General features: G+C 36.1%; 20 protein-coding genes. 17 read left to right on the top strand and 3 right to left on the bottom strand.

Annotated elements, in window-relative coordinates:
* Positions 1 to 83: 83 nt before the first annotated feature.
* Positions 84 to 404, top strand: coding sequence for a helix-turn-helix domain-containing protein (locus BU038_RS01885; RefSeq protein ID WP_107604553.1), 321 nt, complete (start codon positions 84 to 86; stop codon positions 402 to 404).
* 132 nt (positions 405 to 536) lie between these two features.
* Here BU038_RS01885 and BU038_RS01880 read toward each other — a convergent pair whose 3' ends face one another.
* Positions 537 to 830, bottom strand: a complete 294-nt coding sequence (locus tag BU038_RS01880; protein ID WP_002481625.1) for a DUF3055 domain-containing protein — start codon at positions 828 to 830, stop codon at positions 537 to 539.
* A gap of 103 nt (positions 831 to 933) precedes the next feature.
* On the opposite strand from BU038_RS01880, the gene hepT reads away from it, so the two are divergent.
* The 9 genes from hepT to BU038_RS01835 all read left to right on the top strand — a co-directional run bounded on the left by hepT (position 934) and on the right by BU038_RS01835 (position 8696).
* Entirely contained in the window at positions 934 to 1368 is a 435-nt protein-coding gene (gene hepT, locus BU038_RS01875; protein ID WP_107604552.1) for a type VII toxin-antitoxin system HepT family RNase toxin, read from the top strand.
* Positions 1369 to 2148: a TIGR01457 family HAD-type hydrolase gene (locus BU038_RS01870; RefSeq protein ID WP_107604551.1), complete on the top strand. Its 780-nt coding sequence runs from the start codon at positions 1369 to 1371 to the stop codon at positions 2146 to 2148.
* Positions 2149 to 2156: 8 nt separating this feature from the next.
* Complete coding sequence (locus BU038_RS01865; protein ID WP_107604550.1) at positions 2157 to 3122, top strand: 2-hydroxyacid dehydrogenase; 966 nt, start codon at positions 2157 to 2159, stop codon at positions 3120 to 3122.
* Between the two features lie 425 nt (positions 3123 to 3547).
* Positions 3548 to 3700, top strand: a complete 153-nt coding sequence (locus tag BU038_RS01860) for a teichoic acid D-Ala incorporation-associated protein DltX (protein WP_107604555.1) — start codon at positions 3548 to 3550, stop codon at positions 3698 to 3700.
* A 16-nt stretch (positions 3701 to 3716) separates the two neighbouring features.
* Positions 3717 to 5171: a D-alanine--poly(phosphoribitol) ligase subunit DltA gene (dltA, locus tag BU038_RS01855; protein WP_107604549.1), complete on the top strand. Its 1455-nt coding sequence runs from the start codon at positions 3717 to 3719 to the stop codon at positions 5169 to 5171.
* On the top strand, positions 5168 to 6382 hold the full coding sequence (dltB, locus tag BU038_RS01850) for a D-alanyl-lipoteichoic acid biosynthesis protein DltB (protein WP_107604548.1): 1215 nt from the start codon (positions 5168 to 5170) through the stop codon (positions 6380 to 6382). The genes dltA and dltB overlap by 4 nt, the downstream gene beginning before the upstream one ends.
* 21 nt (positions 6383 to 6403) lie before the next feature.
* Positions 6404 to 6640, top strand: coding sequence for a D-alanine--poly(phosphoribitol) ligase subunit 2 (dltC, locus tag BU038_RS01845; RefSeq protein ID WP_095106356.1), 237 nt, complete (start codon positions 6404 to 6406; stop codon positions 6638 to 6640).
* Complete coding sequence (gene dltD / locus BU038_RS01840; protein WP_107604547.1) at positions 6637 to 7791, top strand: D-alanyl-lipoteichoic acid biosynthesis protein DltD; 1155 nt, start codon at positions 6637 to 6639, stop codon at positions 7789 to 7791. The genes dltC and dltD overlap by 4 nt, the downstream gene beginning before the upstream one ends.
* Positions 7792 to 7940: 149 nt before the next feature.
* On the top strand, positions 7941 to 8696 hold the full coding sequence (locus tag BU038_RS01835; RefSeq protein ID WP_107604546.1) for a MerR family transcriptional regulator: 756 nt from the start codon (positions 7941 to 7943) through the stop codon (positions 8694 to 8696).
* Positions 8697 to 8758: 62 nt separating this feature from the next.
* On the opposite strand, the gene BU038_RS01830 is transcribed toward BU038_RS01835, so the two are convergent.
* Positions 8759 to 9001 carry a NifU family protein gene (locus BU038_RS01830; RefSeq protein WP_002481635.1) on the bottom strand — a complete coding sequence of 81 codons (243 nt, stop codon included), beginning with the start codon at positions 8999 to 9001 and terminating at the stop codon, positions 8759 to 8761.
* Positions 9002 to 9093: 92 nt separating this feature from the next.
* Between BU038_RS01830 and BU038_RS01825 the strand changes: the two genes are divergently transcribed.
* Positions 9094 to 9417, top strand: coding sequence for a YuzD family protein (locus tag BU038_RS01825; protein WP_002481636.1), 324 nt, complete (start codon positions 9094 to 9096; stop codon positions 9415 to 9417).
* Between the two features lie 100 nt (positions 9418 to 9517).
* On the opposite strand, the gene BU038_RS01820 is transcribed toward BU038_RS01825, so the two are convergent.
* Positions 9518 to 10582, bottom strand: coding sequence for an NAD(P)/FAD-dependent oxidoreductase (locus tag BU038_RS01820; protein WP_107604545.1), 1065 nt, complete (start codon positions 10580 to 10582; stop codon positions 9518 to 9520).
* A gap of 244 nt (positions 10583 to 10826) precedes the next feature.
* Between BU038_RS01820 and BU038_RS01815 the strand changes: the two genes are divergently transcribed.
* The 6 genes from BU038_RS01815 to BU038_RS01790 all read left to right on the top strand — a co-directional run bounded on the left by BU038_RS01815 (position 10827) and on the right by BU038_RS01790 (position 16448).
* The gene (locus BU038_RS01815) at positions 10827 to 11063 is read left to right on the top strand and encodes a YuzB family protein (protein ID WP_107604544.1); all 237 of its coding nucleotides are present in this window, start codon (positions 10827 to 10829) and stop codon (positions 11061 to 11063) included.
* A gap of 42 nt (positions 11064 to 11105) precedes the next feature.
* On the top strand, positions 11106 to 11465 hold the full coding sequence (locus BU038_RS01810) for a HesB/IscA family protein (protein ID WP_107604543.1): 360 nt from the start codon (positions 11106 to 11108) through the stop codon (positions 11463 to 11465).
* Between the two features lie 294 nt (positions 11466 to 11759).
* A complete protein-coding gene (locus BU038_RS01805; RefSeq protein ID WP_107604542.1) occupies positions 11760 to 12965 on the top strand; it encodes an NAD(P)/FAD-dependent oxidoreductase in 1206 nt (401 codons plus the stop codon).
* 126 nt (positions 12966 to 13091) lie between these two features.
* Positions 13092 to 14576, top strand: a complete 1485-nt coding sequence (locus tag BU038_RS01800) for a leucyl aminopeptidase family protein (protein ID WP_107604541.1) — start codon at positions 13092 to 13094, stop codon at positions 14574 to 14576.
* 154 nt (positions 14577 to 14730) lie between these two features.
* Positions 14731 to 16044: a Na+/H+ antiporter family protein gene (locus BU038_RS01795; protein WP_107604540.1), complete on the top strand. Its 1314-nt coding sequence runs from the start codon at positions 14731 to 14733 to the stop codon at positions 16042 to 16044.
* 29 nt (positions 16045 to 16073) lie between these two features.
* Positions 16074 to 16448, top strand: a complete 375-nt coding sequence (locus BU038_RS01790) for a PaaI family thioesterase (RefSeq protein WP_107604539.1) — start codon at positions 16074 to 16076, stop codon at positions 16446 to 16448.
* Positions 16449 to 16540 lie beyond the last annotated feature (92 nt).

Raw genomic sequence — 16540 nt, 5'->3', positions numbered from 1 at the left:
CATTTAAGGACTTATGTGTACTAAAATAATGAAGTGATTACCGCTAATCTGTTATTAAATAGAAAAAGGAGATTAGTCATAACATGAAGTTAGAGTATGAAATCGCAAATAGAATCAAAGAGTTAAGACGCGCTAAAAATATGACGCAAGAACAGTTAGCTGAAAAAATCGGTGTAGATACTTCTTTTTTAGGAAGGATTGAAAGAGGTAAAGCAGCAAATATTCAGGTGAATACACTTGAAAAGATTATTAACGCTTTAGATGAAGAGTACTCTGTCTTTTTTACATTTGAAAATACAAGTAATAGATATGCTGAATTATTGCACAAGCTTTCCTTATCGAAGAATGAGTCACAACTATTGGAAATCTTTGAAAGTATTATAAAACTTGAAGAGAAATCATGAGGTCCAATAAAATTTCTTATGTATGATGAGAGAGAGGGGATATGTTTAATAAAATAAAAAATAGAGATTAAGCGAGTATGTTAGCTTAATCTCTATTTTTGTATTTTCTTCTAAATATTTAAAGAAAGTGTTTTAGTACTCTCCGCTGTCAAATGTGCCACTTGGAATGACATCTTTTAAATATGCTGTCAGTTCTTCACCCTCTGCTTCACTGACACCTAATGTATAAGCAATATAACCATCTTCTGCTAGGTCGTCTGGTCCAATAATTCCAAATTTGTTTGTCTGCATGTTTAATACAAGTACTTTTCCATAATGGCGATTGGTTTGGAACATCATTAAATCATAACGACTTTCTTCTCCGACCATTCCAACATATTGTACATCAGCTTCTTCGTTATCATCGTATAAAAACATCTCTATCATGATTTCATTGACTCCTTTGTACATTCTCTTTTCTCAAGTATAAACAGAAATGAATTGTACTGCAAAGATGTGATATGATTGAGGAGATGAGGAGTTGAATAACATGTATTTTGTTGATAAAGATAAATTGACGTATAAGCTGAATTACTTACGAAAGTTAACAGAAGATTATTCAGAAAATAAAGAGAATCATTATGCATTTGAAAGAATTGCACAAATGCTGATTGAATCTTCCGTAGATATCGGAAATATGGTCATTGATGGTTTTGTTTTAAGAGATCCAGGCAATTATAAAGATGTCATCGATATTCTAGAATTAGAAGGCGTGATTTCTAAAGAAACACAACAAGGTATCAACCAAACCGTAGATGTACGTAAACGATTTGTACATCAATATGATCAATTAGATACAAAAGATTTAATCCCTTTATTTGATGATTCACTCAAAGACTACGAACGTTTTATTGATGAAGTCATCAATTTCTTAAACAATGAAAATGTACCCGTTACAGCATTTGGAAAAGGAGACCAGAAATAAATGAAACAATACAAAGGTTATCTGATTGACTTAGATGGCACAATGTATAAAGGCGCTGATGAAATCGATGGCGCTAAGCAATTCATTGACTATTTAAACCAACATGAAATTCCACACTTGTATGTGACAAACAACTCTACAAAAGTACCAGAAGATGTTGTGAAGAAACTGGCTGGATTCGGTATTGAAGCGAAACCAGAAGAAGTTGTCACATCTGCTTTAGCAACCGCACATTATATTAAACAAGAGAATGCGCATGCTTCTATTTACGTTATTGGTGAAGGCGGCATCCGTCAAGCATTATTAAATCAAGGTTTAACGTTGATAGATGATACGCATGTGGATTACGTAGTCGTCGGTTTAGATACTAAAGTCGATTATGACAAACTTTCACAAGGTACACTCGGTGTGCGTCATGGTGCGAAGTTTATTTCGACAAACCAAGATATTTCTATTCCGAATGAACGTGGCTTCTTACCAGGCAATGGCGCAATCACAAGTGTGATTACAACATCTACCAAAGTACAGCCGACGTTTATCGGTAAACCACAGCCGATTATTATGGATATGGCAATGGATGTAATCAATTTGCCTAAAGAAGATGTCGCGATGGTCGGCGATTTATATGAAACTGATATTATGTCAGGCATCAATGCAGGTATTGATACGATTCATGTACAAACAGGTGTAACAAGTAAAGAAGAATTAGCAGAAAAAGATCAACAACCAACTTACACATTCAAAGACTTGAATGAGGTAATCAAAGACTTAGAAGGGTAGGTGTTACGATGACCAAAGTGTTAGTGACACGTAAAGTACCAGATAAATTTATCCAACAATTAGAAGAATTTGCGGATGTGAAAATGTGGGATGAAGAATTCGTTCCGATGCCGCGCGAAAAATTCCTAGAAGAAATCAAAGATGCAGAAGCAGCATTTATCACATTAAGTGAAAGAATTGATGAAGAAACATTAGAAGCAGCACCTAATTTAAAAATCGTTGCGAATATGGCTGTCGGCTATGACAACATCAATATTGCTTTAGCAGAAGAACATGGTGTAACGGTAACGAATACACCGGGTGTCTTAACTGAAACTACTGCAGAGCTTGGCTTTACGTTAATGCTTGCGACAGCACGCAGAATTGTAGAAGCTGAAAAGTATATTAAAGATGACGAGTGGAAAAGCTGGGGACCATACTTGCTTGCAGGTAAAGATGTGCATGGCTCCAATGTAGGTATCTTCGGTATGGGCGATATCGGTAAAGCCTTTGCACGTCGCTTAAAAGGTTTTGAAGCGAATGTAATGTATCACAACCGCAGTCGTCACCGCAGAGCTGAAAAAGAATTAGGTGTACTCTATGTCTCATTTGATGAACTGTTAGAAAACAGTGACTTTGTCGTATGTACAGCACCTTTAACAGAGGAAACAAAAGATAAATTTAATGCGGCAGCCTTTAAGAAAATGCGTAATGACGCAATCTTTATTAATATCGGGCGTGGTGCAACGGTCGTTGAAGATGACTTGCTGCAAGCATTGAAAGATGGTGAAATCGGCGGTGCAGGTTTAGATGTATTCAGAGAAGAACCAATCCGTGCAGATCATCCGTTATTACAATTACCAAACGTTACAGCATTACCACATATCGGTAGTGCGACAGTGGTAACACGTGATAGAATGATTCAACTATCTATTAATAATGTGAAATCAGTATTGCAAGGTCAACCCGCGATTACTCCAGTTACTGATAAATAATAAGCAGAAAAAGAATGCAGTGTACATACGAACAGTGTGTAACGCTGCATTTTTTCTATTTTAGACTTTAAATTTCTGATAGGGCTGAGGGCGGATGTGACAAGCTGATAAAAAGCATTACAATTTTGTTAGGATTGTAAATATTGTAATTCTCAACGAAGAGAAGTAAACTGTAAATGCTAAAATATTAGTGCATTTAATAGATATAAAAATGGCTTAAAGCGCATTAGTACAGAACTCCAAATTTGGTCTGTGGTAATTATGAACAAATGAAAAAGATTGTATGGTTTTTACAATATACAATTGAAAATACATGAGAAAAAGATTATAATGAATTATAATTTTGTTGAATTGGAGAAGACATTCAACAGGAAGCATTGAGTCGCAAAAAAGAGAAAAAGATGACCAAGATAGAGGGGTGTAAGATGAAATCCAAAGAACAAAAAAGCACTTCAGAAACATTTAATAAATTAAAACCATATTTATTGACTGCTCTTTATTTAGCGATATTTATTACATTGTATTTGATATACGGCTCAGGAGACACACACAATAACTTTATATACAATGAATTCTAATTAAAGGAGTATAGTTATGACAGATATTATTAGTGTATTAAGACGTATTGCAGATAAACAACCCGATACAGTAGCGGTAAAACATATTGATGATACTTTAACGTATCAACAATTAGATGAGAAGTCTGACCAGTTAGCGTCACTTATCAAAGAAAGTCAAAAACCTGTTGTGTTATACGGCCATATGTCACCTTATATGATCGTAGGGATGATGGCTGGTATTAAAGCAGGATGCGGTTATGTACCGATTGACACTTCAGTGCCTGAAGATCGTACCGCAATGATTGTTGAAAAAACACAACCTGAATTTATTTTTGATGTATCAGAACAAGCTTTAACATTTGAGCATGGCAAAGTCTTAACTATAGAAGCTTTAGAATCAGCTTCAAAAGCATCATTTGAACCACGTATGCAAGATGAAGATGTGGTTTATACTATCTTCACTTCAGGTTCAACAGGTGAGCCAAAAGGTGTTCAAATCGAATATGCAAGTTTAATTGAGTTTGCCGAATGGATGAAGGGCTTGAATCAATTCGGTGAAAATCTTGAATGGTTGAACCAAGCGCCGTTTTCGTTTGATTTATCTGTAATGGCGATTTATCCATGTCTAGTTACTGGTGGTACGTTGAATTTAGTAGATAAAGACATGATTAAAAAACCTAAGTTGCTGAATGATATGTTGCAAGCGACACCAATCAATGTTTGGGTTTCAACACCGTCATTTATCGAAATGTGCTTATTGTTACCTACTTTAGATGAAAATCAATATCCTAGCTTGAAAGAATTCTTCTTCTGTGGAGAAATTCTGCCGCATCGTACGGCACAAGCTTTGCTTACACGTTTTCCTTCTGCAGTGGTCTATAATACGTATGGTCCGACAGAAGCAACAGTAGCAGTTACAAGTGTACAGATTACACCAGAAATTTTAGAACGTTTCAATCCGCTTCCAGTCGGCCAAGCACGCCCTGGCACAACACTTTCTACAACAGAGGAAGGTGAATTGCTGATTGCAGGCAACAGTGTCAGCGCAGGTTATTTAAAAAACGAAGAAAAATCAAAAGAAGTCTTCAGTAAAGTCGATGGCGTACGTGTCTATCGTTCAGGAGATAAAGCAAAATTTGAAGATGATCAATGGTTCATCCAAGGACGTATCGATTTCCAAATTAAAATGAATGGTTATCGTATGGAACTTGAAGAAATAGAAGCATTGTTAAGACAGTCAGATTTAGTGAGAGAAGCGGTTGTAGTACCGATTTATAAAAACGGCAAAGTCGTTCAATTAATCGGCGCAGTCGTACCGACACAAACAGTGGAAGACAATGCGCAGTATTCGCATGATCTTAAACAACAATTGAAATCCAGCTTACCCGAATACATGATTCCAAGAAAATTTGTATGGATGGATCAATTACCATTAACAAACAACGGTAAAATAGACCGTAAACAAATTGCTGAGGAACTGAATTCATGATTCCTTATGGTACGTTTAGTTTCTTCCTGATTGCATTTATTATCCTTATACCTGTTATTATCTTAGGTTTCTTAGGTAAGCGAAGCTATATTTATAATGGTATCAGTACAGCAATCATGGTTGTGATTATCTTTTCTTCCGATAAGTTGAACTTGTTCGGGCAGAAATATTTAAGTATCCAACTGATTAGCTTTATAATATATGTGGTTTGGCAAGCACTTTTAATTATGTGGTATTACCATTCGCGACCTAAGAAGAACACCTTCTTAAAGTTCTTTATCGTGATGGCTTTATCAATTTTGCCATTAGCCATCGTTAAAGTATTGACGAGCACTTGGCTTGGTGGTCAGCAAATTCAATTCCACGAACACAAATTAATCCAATTTGTCGGCTTTTTAGGTATTTCTTATGTTACCTTTAAAAGTGTACAGTTGATTATGGAAATTCGTGACGGTTCAATTAAAGAAATCAAGTGGGGGAAAGTTTTCCAATTCATTTCATTCTTCCCAACGATTTCATCTGGACCGATTGACCGCTATAAACGATTTGTAAAAGATGATAAAAAAGTACCGACTAAAGATGAATACCGTGGTTTAATCTTAAAAGCAGTGCATATGATTATGCTAGGGTTCTTATATAAATATATTATCGCGTATTTTGTGAATCAATACGGTGTGATGCCATTACAAATGCACTTGCACGGTTTCACAAACTATTGGCTATATATGTACGCTTACAGCATGTATTTATTCTTTGACTTTGCAGGTTATAGTTTATTCGCAATTGCTTTTAGTTACATTTACGGTATCAAAACACCGCCGAACTTTAACCAGCCGTTCAAAGCGAAGAATATTAAAGATTTCTGGAATAGATGGCATATGACTTTATCATTCTGGTTCCGTGATTGTATTTATATGAGATCGCTCTTCTACATGTCTAAAAAGAAATTATTAAAGAGTCAATTCGCTATGTCGAATGTCGCGTTCTTTATCAACTTCTTTATCATGGGTATCTGGCATGGCATCGAAATTTATTACATTGTTTATGGTTTATACCATGCGGCAGGCTTTATTGGTTATGGTTATTATGAACGTTGGCGTAAGACACATCCGCCACGCTTTAATAACAAGTTCACAACAGCACTAAGTGTTATTATCACTTTCCACTTTGTCACATTCGGATTCTTAATCTTTTCAGGTAAATTGATTTAATAAAGGAGATTTAATAATATTATGGAATTTAGAGAACAAGTTTTAGACTTATTAGCAGAAGTAGCAGAGAACGATATCGTTAAAGAAAATCCAGACGTTGAAATTTTCGAAGAAGGTATTATCGATTCATTCCAAACAGTAGGCTTACTATTAGAAATTCAAAACAAATTAGGTATCGAAGTTTCAATTATGGACTTTGATCGTGATGAGTGGGCGACTCCTAATAAAATTGTTGAAGCTTTAGAAGAACTTAGATGAGTTCAAAAATAAAGCCGTTCTTGCCGATATTAATCAGCGGTGCCATTTTTATTATCTTTGTATTGCTGCCAGCGAGCTGGTTTACAGGACTCGTTAATCAAAAGACACTTGCTGAAAATCGTGTATCATTGACTGACCAAGTATTAAAAGGAACTTTAATACAACAGCGTTTATTCAAACACAATGATGAATTTTACCCGATTTATGGTTCAAGTGAGTTAGAGAAAGATGATCCATTCAATCCGGCGATTGCATTAAATTCACACAATGCATCACGTAAACCTTTCTTAATCGGTACAGGTGGGAATACAGATTTAGTCAATGGTATTGAACTTGCATCAAATTATGATGAATTAAAAGGAAAGAAAATTGCTTTCATTATTTCACCGCAATGGTTCACAAACCATGGTTTAACCAATCAAAACTTTGATGCACGAGTTTCTCAAAACCAAATCAATCAATTGTTCCACCAAAAAAATATGAGTGATGAACTGAAACAACGCTATGCAAAACGATTGCTGCAATTCAAACACGTCCACAATAAAGACTTTTTAAAAGCAACAGTGAAGCATAATGGCAAAACGGATGGCAATTATATTTCTAATTTTAAAGAAAACCAATTAGTTAAAATTGAAGCAATTAAGAGTTTAGCTAATTTTAAAGATGTTCCTTTAGAGCATGTAAAACCTGTAACAAGTGAAAAAGCATCATGGTCAGAAATGAGAGATGTCGCTACACAATATGGTGAAGCACATTCTCAATCGAACGAATATCATATCCGTGATAAGTATTGGAAATTAATTCAAGCGAATAAACGTCGTGTTAAACGTGACTATGAATTTAATATCAATTCTCCGGAATTTAATGATTTGAAATTACTTGTAGATACAATGAGAGAAGCAGGAGCAGATGTTGAATATATCAGTATTCCCGCAAATGGGAAATGGTATGATCACATCGGTGTTGATTTAGAAAAACGTAAACCTGTTTATGAAAAAATCAACCGTGTCGTTACTGAAAATGGTGGCCAAATTTATGATTTGACTGATAAGGACTATGAGCCTTATGTCATCACAGATGCAGTCCACATCGGCTGGAAAGGCTGGGTCTACATCGACGAGCGTATCGCACAACACATGAAAGAAAAATAATGAATCAAAACGCAAATGGTATGTGAATATCATTTGCGTTTTTTAGTATATTCAAATTGTGATTATTATTAAGATGTGAAAAACTATAGAAAATAAATTGACCCTCACGTTACGTCAACCCTTATAGTGAGTATCAGGAGGTGATAAGCATGCAGTATACAGTGAATGAGTTGGCTGAATTAACAGGTTTAAGCAAAAGAACGTTACGTTATTATGATGACATCGGTTTATTTAAAGCACATCGATTAAAAGAGAATGATTACCGCGTGTATCGATCGGAGGATTTAGATACATTATCAATGATTATGTTGTTAAGACGATTAGATATTCCGTTAGCAGAGATTCAGCAGTTGCTAAATGAAACTACAAATACACATCAACTTTTAGCGGAACAAAAAATTCAGTTGCTAGAGAAACAACAGGAAATTCAGTCTTTAATAGATTGGATAAATAAAATAGAACAGGAGGAAGCGGAAATGCCAGATAAAGAGAAATTTGAGGTTTTTAAACAAAAGAAAATGAATGAAAATCGTGAACAATACGGAGAAGAAGTGATTGAACGTTATGGAGGAGAAGCATTAGAGAAAGCAGAACATCACTTTGACCATCTTTCAGAATTGGAATATGAACAAGCACAACAACAAGAACAAATTATGAAAGAAAAGTTGAACCAATTATTAGAAGATAAGCAGACTGATTTGAATAGTAATGAAGCTAAAGAGGTTTTTAAAGCACATCGTCAATGGTTAAAATTGATGAGTGGCCAATATAGCAAAGGTTATCATCAAGCCATGGCTGAACTCTACACGACAGATGATAGATTCAGAAAATATTATGATGATTTAGTAGGTAAACAAGGGGCAGCTGAGTGTTTAAGTCATATCATTTTAGCGCATACAAAATAAAAAAGAAGCACAGCTGTCAAAACAGACTGTGCTTACCTCGTAAGAAAATTTATTAAAGTTGATTAGAAGACTTGTTCTACTTCAACGACACCAGGTACTTCTTCAAGCAACGCACGCTCGATACCTGCTTTTAATGTGATAGTAGAACTTGGGCATGTGTTGCATGCGCCGTGTAATTGTAATTTAACAATACCGTCTTCTACATCGATTAATGTGCAATCTCCGCCATCTCTTAATAAGAATGGACGTAAACGCTCGATAACTACTGCGACTTGATCAAACATTGTTGTATTTTCAGTTGGCATGGATATATCTCCTTCCAAGTATATAATTTCATATTTTGCTTGTTTATTTATTATAATAGACTTAGAGAAAAAAATCTATGGAGGGGAACCAAATGACTAAAGTTAGCGTAGTAGTTTATGGGGCAGATGTAGTATGTGCAAGTTGTGTGAATGCGCCGACATCTCAAGACACGTATGATTGGCTGAAAGCTTTGTTAGAACGTAAATATCCTGATATCAACTTTGAATACACATATATTGATTTTGAAAAAGATACTGAGAATTTAACAGATCACGATCAACAATTTATCGAGCAAATTGAAAATGATGAATTATTTTATCCATTAGTCACAATGAATGATATGTATGTAGCGGATGGTTATGTACAATTGAAACCAATCACAAGATTCATTGATGAACATTTTGTAGCACAATAGAATCAACAGCTAAAACAAAAAGAGGGCTTGTTTTAGTTTGAAAACGCTCAAGTACATTAACTTCAGTACTTGAGCGTTTATTTATTATTAATTATTTTTCTTAACCGTTGTGGTATTTGTATAACCATAATACGCCTGATTTCAAGATAGAGGCAATGCGCCCGGTTAACGGACAATCCATCACGTAAGCGAAACCTTGTTTGTCTCCAAGTGACCCTAGGAAACCTTGTACTTTAAGTTCAGGCATCTTATCAGGTAACGTTTCACCTTGCCATTGTTTCTTCAACACATCGGCAATTTGATCACCTTGAACTTCCGCAAGTTGTGCACTTGGCGCATGTGGTAAGTTTGCGCAATCGCCAACCACATATACATTACGATAAGTCGGTACTTGGTGATATTGGTTAATAATCACTGCACCGTTTTTATTCACATCTACAGGCAGGTTACGTACAACTGAAACAGGTTGAATTCCTGCAGTCCATACTACTAGGTCTACTTCTTCAGGTTCATCATGGTTATAGATGACACCTGGTTCTACTTTGTTGATGTTTGAATTTGGTACAACAGTCACATTATGTTTATAGAACCATTTTTCAATAAAACGGCTTAACTTTTCAGGGAAACGTGCCAAAATACGTTCTCCGCGATCATAAAGTTTAATATCTAAATCTGAACGGCTTTCACGCAACTCACTTGCGAGTTCAATACCGCTGAGTCCAGCACCCACAATTGCGACTTTTGCCCCCGCTTGCAATTCGTTGATTGTGTGGTATGTTTTACGAGATTTAGATAACGTTTGAATACTGTAAGTATGTTCTTCAGCACCAGGTACATTATGATACTTATCTTCGCACCCAAGTCCGATAATAAGTTCATCATAATCTACTTTGGTGTCACCGACAGAAATGATTTGATCATCTAAATCAATCGCTGAGATTTCTCCGTAAACGACATTAAGTCTCTCAGACTCCGGAAACTGTAATCGTACATCTTTATCTGATTTGGTCCCCGCCGCCAGAGCATAATATTCTGGTTTCAAACCATGATAAGGCATACGATCAATCAAAGTGATAGTGTAGTCCTTTGGTAATGCATCTGGTAAGATATGCGATAAAACACGCATATTACCGTAACCGCCACCTAACATTACTAAATTCTTCATTCCGATAACCCCTCTTATCAAGATTTATATAACGCTGCATCACTGCTTGATGACTGATAGCTATGTTAAATTGTAACCAACGTCATTTTAGAAGCTTTCACTAAAAATACGCTTTCATTTATTATAATCTTTTTTCACATTTCAGACAAACAATGTTCTAAATGGAAAAATTCTGTTCAAACCCAAGAGAAAGTCAGTGAGATATGTTATAATTGTATGACTCAAAAATATGAAGAGGTGCATTATGAATCCAATTGTAGAATTTTGCATTTCAAACATGGCAAAAGGCGGAGACTATGTATACAATCAGTTGGATCAAGACCCGGGTGTAGATGTCTTAGAATATGGCTGTCTGCAAAACTGCGGGATCTGTTCGAGTGGCTTGTATGCATTGGTGAATGGTGATATTGTTGAAGGAGATTCACCAGACGATTTATTACAAAATATTTATAAGCATATAGAGGAAACTTGGATTTTCTAAGTTTCATTAAATAGAAAGACGTGTTACAAGGAGGAATATAATATGTCTACAGTGATTCTGACAGAAGCTGCAGCTTATGAAGTCAAAAGTATGTTAGAAAGTAACGATATGCCAGACGGTTACTTGAAAATTAAAGTGAACGGTGGCGGTTGCACAGGTTTAACTTACGGTATGTCAGCTGAACAAGAACCAGGAGAGAATGACGAAGTTATTGAATTCTACGGTCTTAAAGTATTAGTCGACAAATATGATAAACCAGTCCTTGAAGGTACAACAGTTGATTTTAAACAATCATTAATGGGCGGCGGATTCCAAATCGATAATCCAAATGCGATTGCATCATGCGGTTGCGGCAGCTCATTCAGAACAGCTAAAGTAGCTGGACAACCTGAAGATTGTTAATCAATTTTCACTTATACAATTCAGAGTTGGGGAGATTCCTCAACTCTTTTTTAGTTGTAAAATGTTTTTACTTTAAAATTCCAACTAACTATGACCATAATAAAGGTACTTGAGAATCAGTAAATTCTGAAATTATCAGTTGTTTTCTTAGTATTACCTTGAAAAAGTGTTTGGTTAATTATAGAATTAAGAGGAATGGCATTTGTCTTTATTTTGACATTTTTTCAATCAAATGGGGTATATATTAAGATAGCGTATACTAACAAAAATTTTAAGAAAGCATAGGTGAATAAAATGGCTGAAACAAAAAAAGTTATTGTTTTAGGGGCAGGTTATGCAGGTTTGCAAACTGTAACAAAATTACAAAAGATTTTACCAGCTGGCGAAGCTGACATCACTTTAATCAATAGAGATGATTATCACTATGAATCAGTACTTTTACATGAAGCATCAGCAGGTACTGTAAACTATGAAGATATTATCTTCCCAATCGAAAGTGTAATCAAGCAAGATAAAGTGAAATTCCTTAAAGCAGAAGTAACAAAAATCGATCCACAAGCTAAAGTAGTAGAAACAAACAATGGTCGTTTCAACTATGACATCTTAGTGGTTGGTTTAGGATTCATCAGTGAAACATTCGGTATCAAAGGTATGTTAGAACATGCTTACCAAATCGAAAATATCCACACTGCACGTGAATTATCTCGTCATATCGAAGATAAATTTGCGAACTATGCATCTTCAAAAGAAAAAGATCCTAAAGATCTTGCATTCTTAGTAGGTGGCGCAGGCTTCACTGGTATCGAATTCTTAGGTGAATTAACTGAACGTGTTGATGAATTATCAAACAAATACGGCGTAGACCGTGACAAAGTTAAAATCACTTGTGTTGAAGCAGCACCTAAAATGCTTCCAATGTTCGACGACGAATTAGTTAACCACGCTGTGAACTACTTAGAAGAACGCGGCGTTGAGTTCAAAATCGGTACTCCGATTGTTGGCGCAAACGAAAAAGGTTTCGTAGTTAAAGTCGGCGACAAAGAAGAACAATTAGAAGCGAACACTTCAGTATGGGCTGCTGGTGTACGCGGAAGCAAATTAATGGAAGACTCATTCGATGGCGTTAAACGTGGTCGTTTAGTCGTAAACCAAGACTTAACTGCACCAGGTTATAGCGAAACATTCGTAATCGGTGACGTATCAGCTTACATTCCTGAAGGCGAAGAACGTCCATTACCAACAACTGCACAAATCGCAATGCAACAAGGTGAAAACGTTGCTCAAAACATCAAAAATATCTTACATGGTCAACCTAAAGAGCCATTCAACTACGTAAACCGTGGTACAGTTTGCTCATTAGGCGCTAATGACGGTATTGGTGTTGTTTACGGTAAAAATATCGTAGGTAAAAAAGCAGCATTCATGAAAAAAGTTATCGATACACGTTCAATCTTCAAACTTGGCGGTATCGGCTTAGCATTCAAAAAAGGTAAATTCTAATATTAACCTAATATGATAATACGGCTATAAACATCAAAGCCGGCTAAAATAGACTTTAAGAGGTTGGCAAAACTGTTGATAAACAGCTTTTACCAACCTCTTTTGTATCTTATGGAGGAGACATTTATGCCAATACAAATTACGTTTGACGAACAAAATGAATTAATCAGCAACACGTTAGTACTCGGTTTGCCAGATCACTTGAATCAATTAGAAACAGTCACAATTCAAGGTCATGATTTATCGGATGCTTTAGATACATATAAGCACCATCATATGATTCATAGCGAAGTGGGCAAAGTCAGCTCGACTTTCTTTGAAACAGGGGATATTAAAGTGCGTTTGATTACGGTAGGCCTTGGCAATTTGAAACAGTTAGATCGTATTCAAACAATGAAAATATACGGAAACTTACTTCAGTATTTAAAAGCAGAACATGTAACTGAAGCAGATGTGTTATTCTCTACATTTGCGTCAAAAACAATTTCTAAAAATGAAATGGCTGAGTTATTCGGTTTACAAGGTAAAAAAGCATTATATGTTTTTGATAATTATAAATCAGATAAAAAAGTGCCATATCATTTACGATTAAAACTACATCAAGCAGAACCAGATGAAATTACTGCCATTAAAGATGGTGAAGTAGTCGGAGAAGGAATTAAAATTGCGAGAGATTTAAGTAACATTCCGCCTAACATTTTAACACCTGCGTATTTTGCGGAACTCATTTCAGGTCATTTCGCAGAAACTGCAGTAGAAGTTGAAGTAAAGGACGCAGAAACATTACAAGCTGAAGGATTTGGTTTAATCCACGCTGTCGGTAAAGGTTCCGCAAATGGCCCTCGATTAATCACAATGTCCTACCAAGGCGCAGAAGACCCTGATGCAGCGCCGATTGCGCTAGTAGGTAAAGGTATTACCTATGATTCAGGCGGTTACTCTATTAAATCGAAGCCAGGTATGCAAGAGATGAAATTTGATATGTGTGGTGCGGCAAACGTTGTAGGAATGATTGAAGCGGCCCACCGTTTAGCTTTACCTGTGAATATCGTAGGAATCATTGCGTCTGCTGAAAATATGATTAATGAAGCGGCCATGAAACCAGATGATGTCTTTACAGCTATGAGTGGTGAAACGGTAGAGGTGTTAAATACTGATACTGAAGGTCGTTTAGTGTTAGGCGATGCTGTATTCCAAGCAGTACAACACGAACCGAAAGTTATTTTAGACTTTGCGACACTTACTGGAGCTGCGATTGCGGCACTCGGCTTTGATAAAGCGGCTGTCTTTAAAAATAATGATAACGCACCGTTAGATGCTATCACAGCACTGACACAACATAATGGTGAATGGACGTATGAATTACCAGTCACAGCTACTGAGCGCAGTCTCATCAAACGTAGTGAAGTCGCTGACTTAGTCAATCATACGAACGGCATGGGCAAAGCGCTCTTTGCGGCGGCATTTATTATGCATTTCAGTGCAGGTACGCCTCATCTGCATTTCGACATTGCAGGTCCAGCAACGACTTCTAAATCAGACTACAATGGCCCTAAAGGACCAACAGGTTATTTAATCCACAGTATTGTAGATTGGTTAAGACAACAATAATACCATTAATGCTAAATACCTGTCTCAGTTCAGATTGAGACGGGTATTTTATAATGGACAGAAATGCATATTGTTGTATTGACATCTCTAGAGTGGACTGTTATTATACTAACATAATACTTTAGTTCGATAATGTAGTAAAGGGGTAACGCAAATGGTTAACGCAGTAGTAGTCGCAGTTTTATTAATGATTGTTTTATGTTTATTCAGACTGAACGTTGTTTTAAGTCTGTTCGTCAGCGGATTAGTTGGCGGATTAGTCGCAGGGATGTCAGTAGAAAAAGTCATCCATGTCTTTACTGATAATATCGTAGACGGGGCAGAAGTAGCCTTAAGCTATGCTTTATTAGGGGGCTTTGCGGCTTTAATTTCTTATAGTGGTATTACAGATTATTTAGTAGGAAAAATCATCAACTTAATCAAAGCAGAGAATACAAAAGTATCTCGCTCTACGATTAAAGTTATTTTAATTGTTGCTTTATTATTGTTAAGTATGAGCAGTCAGAACTTGATTCCTGTACATATTGCGTTTATCCCAATTGTAATTCCACCATTATTAAGTTTATTTAATGAATTGAATATTGATAGACGTCAAATTGCCTTAGTAATCAGTTTTGGTTTGTGCTTCCCATATTTATTACTTCCTTATGGGTTCGGTCAAATCTACCACCAAATTATTCAAACTGGATTTACGAAAGCACATCACCAAATTGAATTTGACATGATCTGGAAATCATTATTGATTCCATCATTAGGATATATCGTCGGTTTGGCTTTAGGTATGTTCTATTACAGAAAACCACGTGAATATAAAAAAGATAAAGCGATTGAAAATGCGCCTAAAGAATTAAAACCATATGTTTTAGGTGTAACAATTGTGGCGATTTTAGCGACATTCTTAGTTCAAACGTTTACTGAATCAATGATTTTCGGTGCGTTAGCCGGTGTGATGGTCTTCTTCCTTTCTCGTTCATTCAAATGGTTTGAATTGGACAAACAGTTTACAGAAGGTATTAAAATCATGGCGTACATTGGTGTGGTTATTTTAACTGCGAATGGTTTCGCAGGAATTATGAATGCGACAGGTGATGTTAAAGGTTTAGTAGAAAGTATCGCCAGCATGACTGGAGATAATAAACTAATTGCGATTATTTTAATGTATGTGATTGGTTTAATCGTTACATTAGGTATCGGTTCATCATTCGCCACAATTCCGATTATCGCTGCACTGTTTATTCCACTAGGTGAACAACTTGGAATGAGTACTATGGCTTTAATCGCACTCATCGGTACAGCGGGTGCTTTAGGTGACTCAGGCTCACCAGCGAGTGATTCAACATTAGGTCCAACTGCAGGACTTGATGTGGATGATCAACACGATCATATCAGAGACACTTGTATTCCAACCTTCGTATTCTATAATATACCGTTAATGATCTTCGGTACGATTGCGGCTATGATATTATAGAAGTAATCTAGTCGATAGGAGAGAATGGGATGACGAATTTATTAGAAGTATTAGAGATGGAAGTTCTAAATGTTGAAACAGGTTACGTTAAAATGAAAATGCCTGTCAGTGATAAAGTAAAACAACCTTTCGGCTACCTTCACGGTGGCGCAACTATGGCGCTCGGTGAAACGGCTTGTTCCATTGGTGCAGCCCATATGGTAGATACGGATAAGGTCATTCCAGTAGGACTTGAAATGAATACGAATCATATCCGTTCAGCTACAGATGGCTATGTATATGCGATTGCGGAATTGATTCATGGAGGACGTTCGACACAAGTTTGGAATATCAAACTTGTAGATGATCAAGACAAATTAATCAGCGTCATGCGTGGAACGATGATGTTGAAATCACGTAAATAGATGACTATATTTAAGCAGTAAAGTTACTTTTAAAAGCGTAGCTTTACTGCTTTTTTAGTATAAGGAAATATAAAAATGCGATACGTGATTAT

The sequence above is a fragment of the Staphylococcus simulans genome, assembly GCF_003043455.1.
Classification (GTDB): domain Bacteria; phylum Bacillota; class Bacilli; order Staphylococcales; family Staphylococcaceae; genus Staphylococcus; species Staphylococcus simulans_A.
This window is presented reverse-complemented; position numbering and strand designations above follow the sequence as displayed.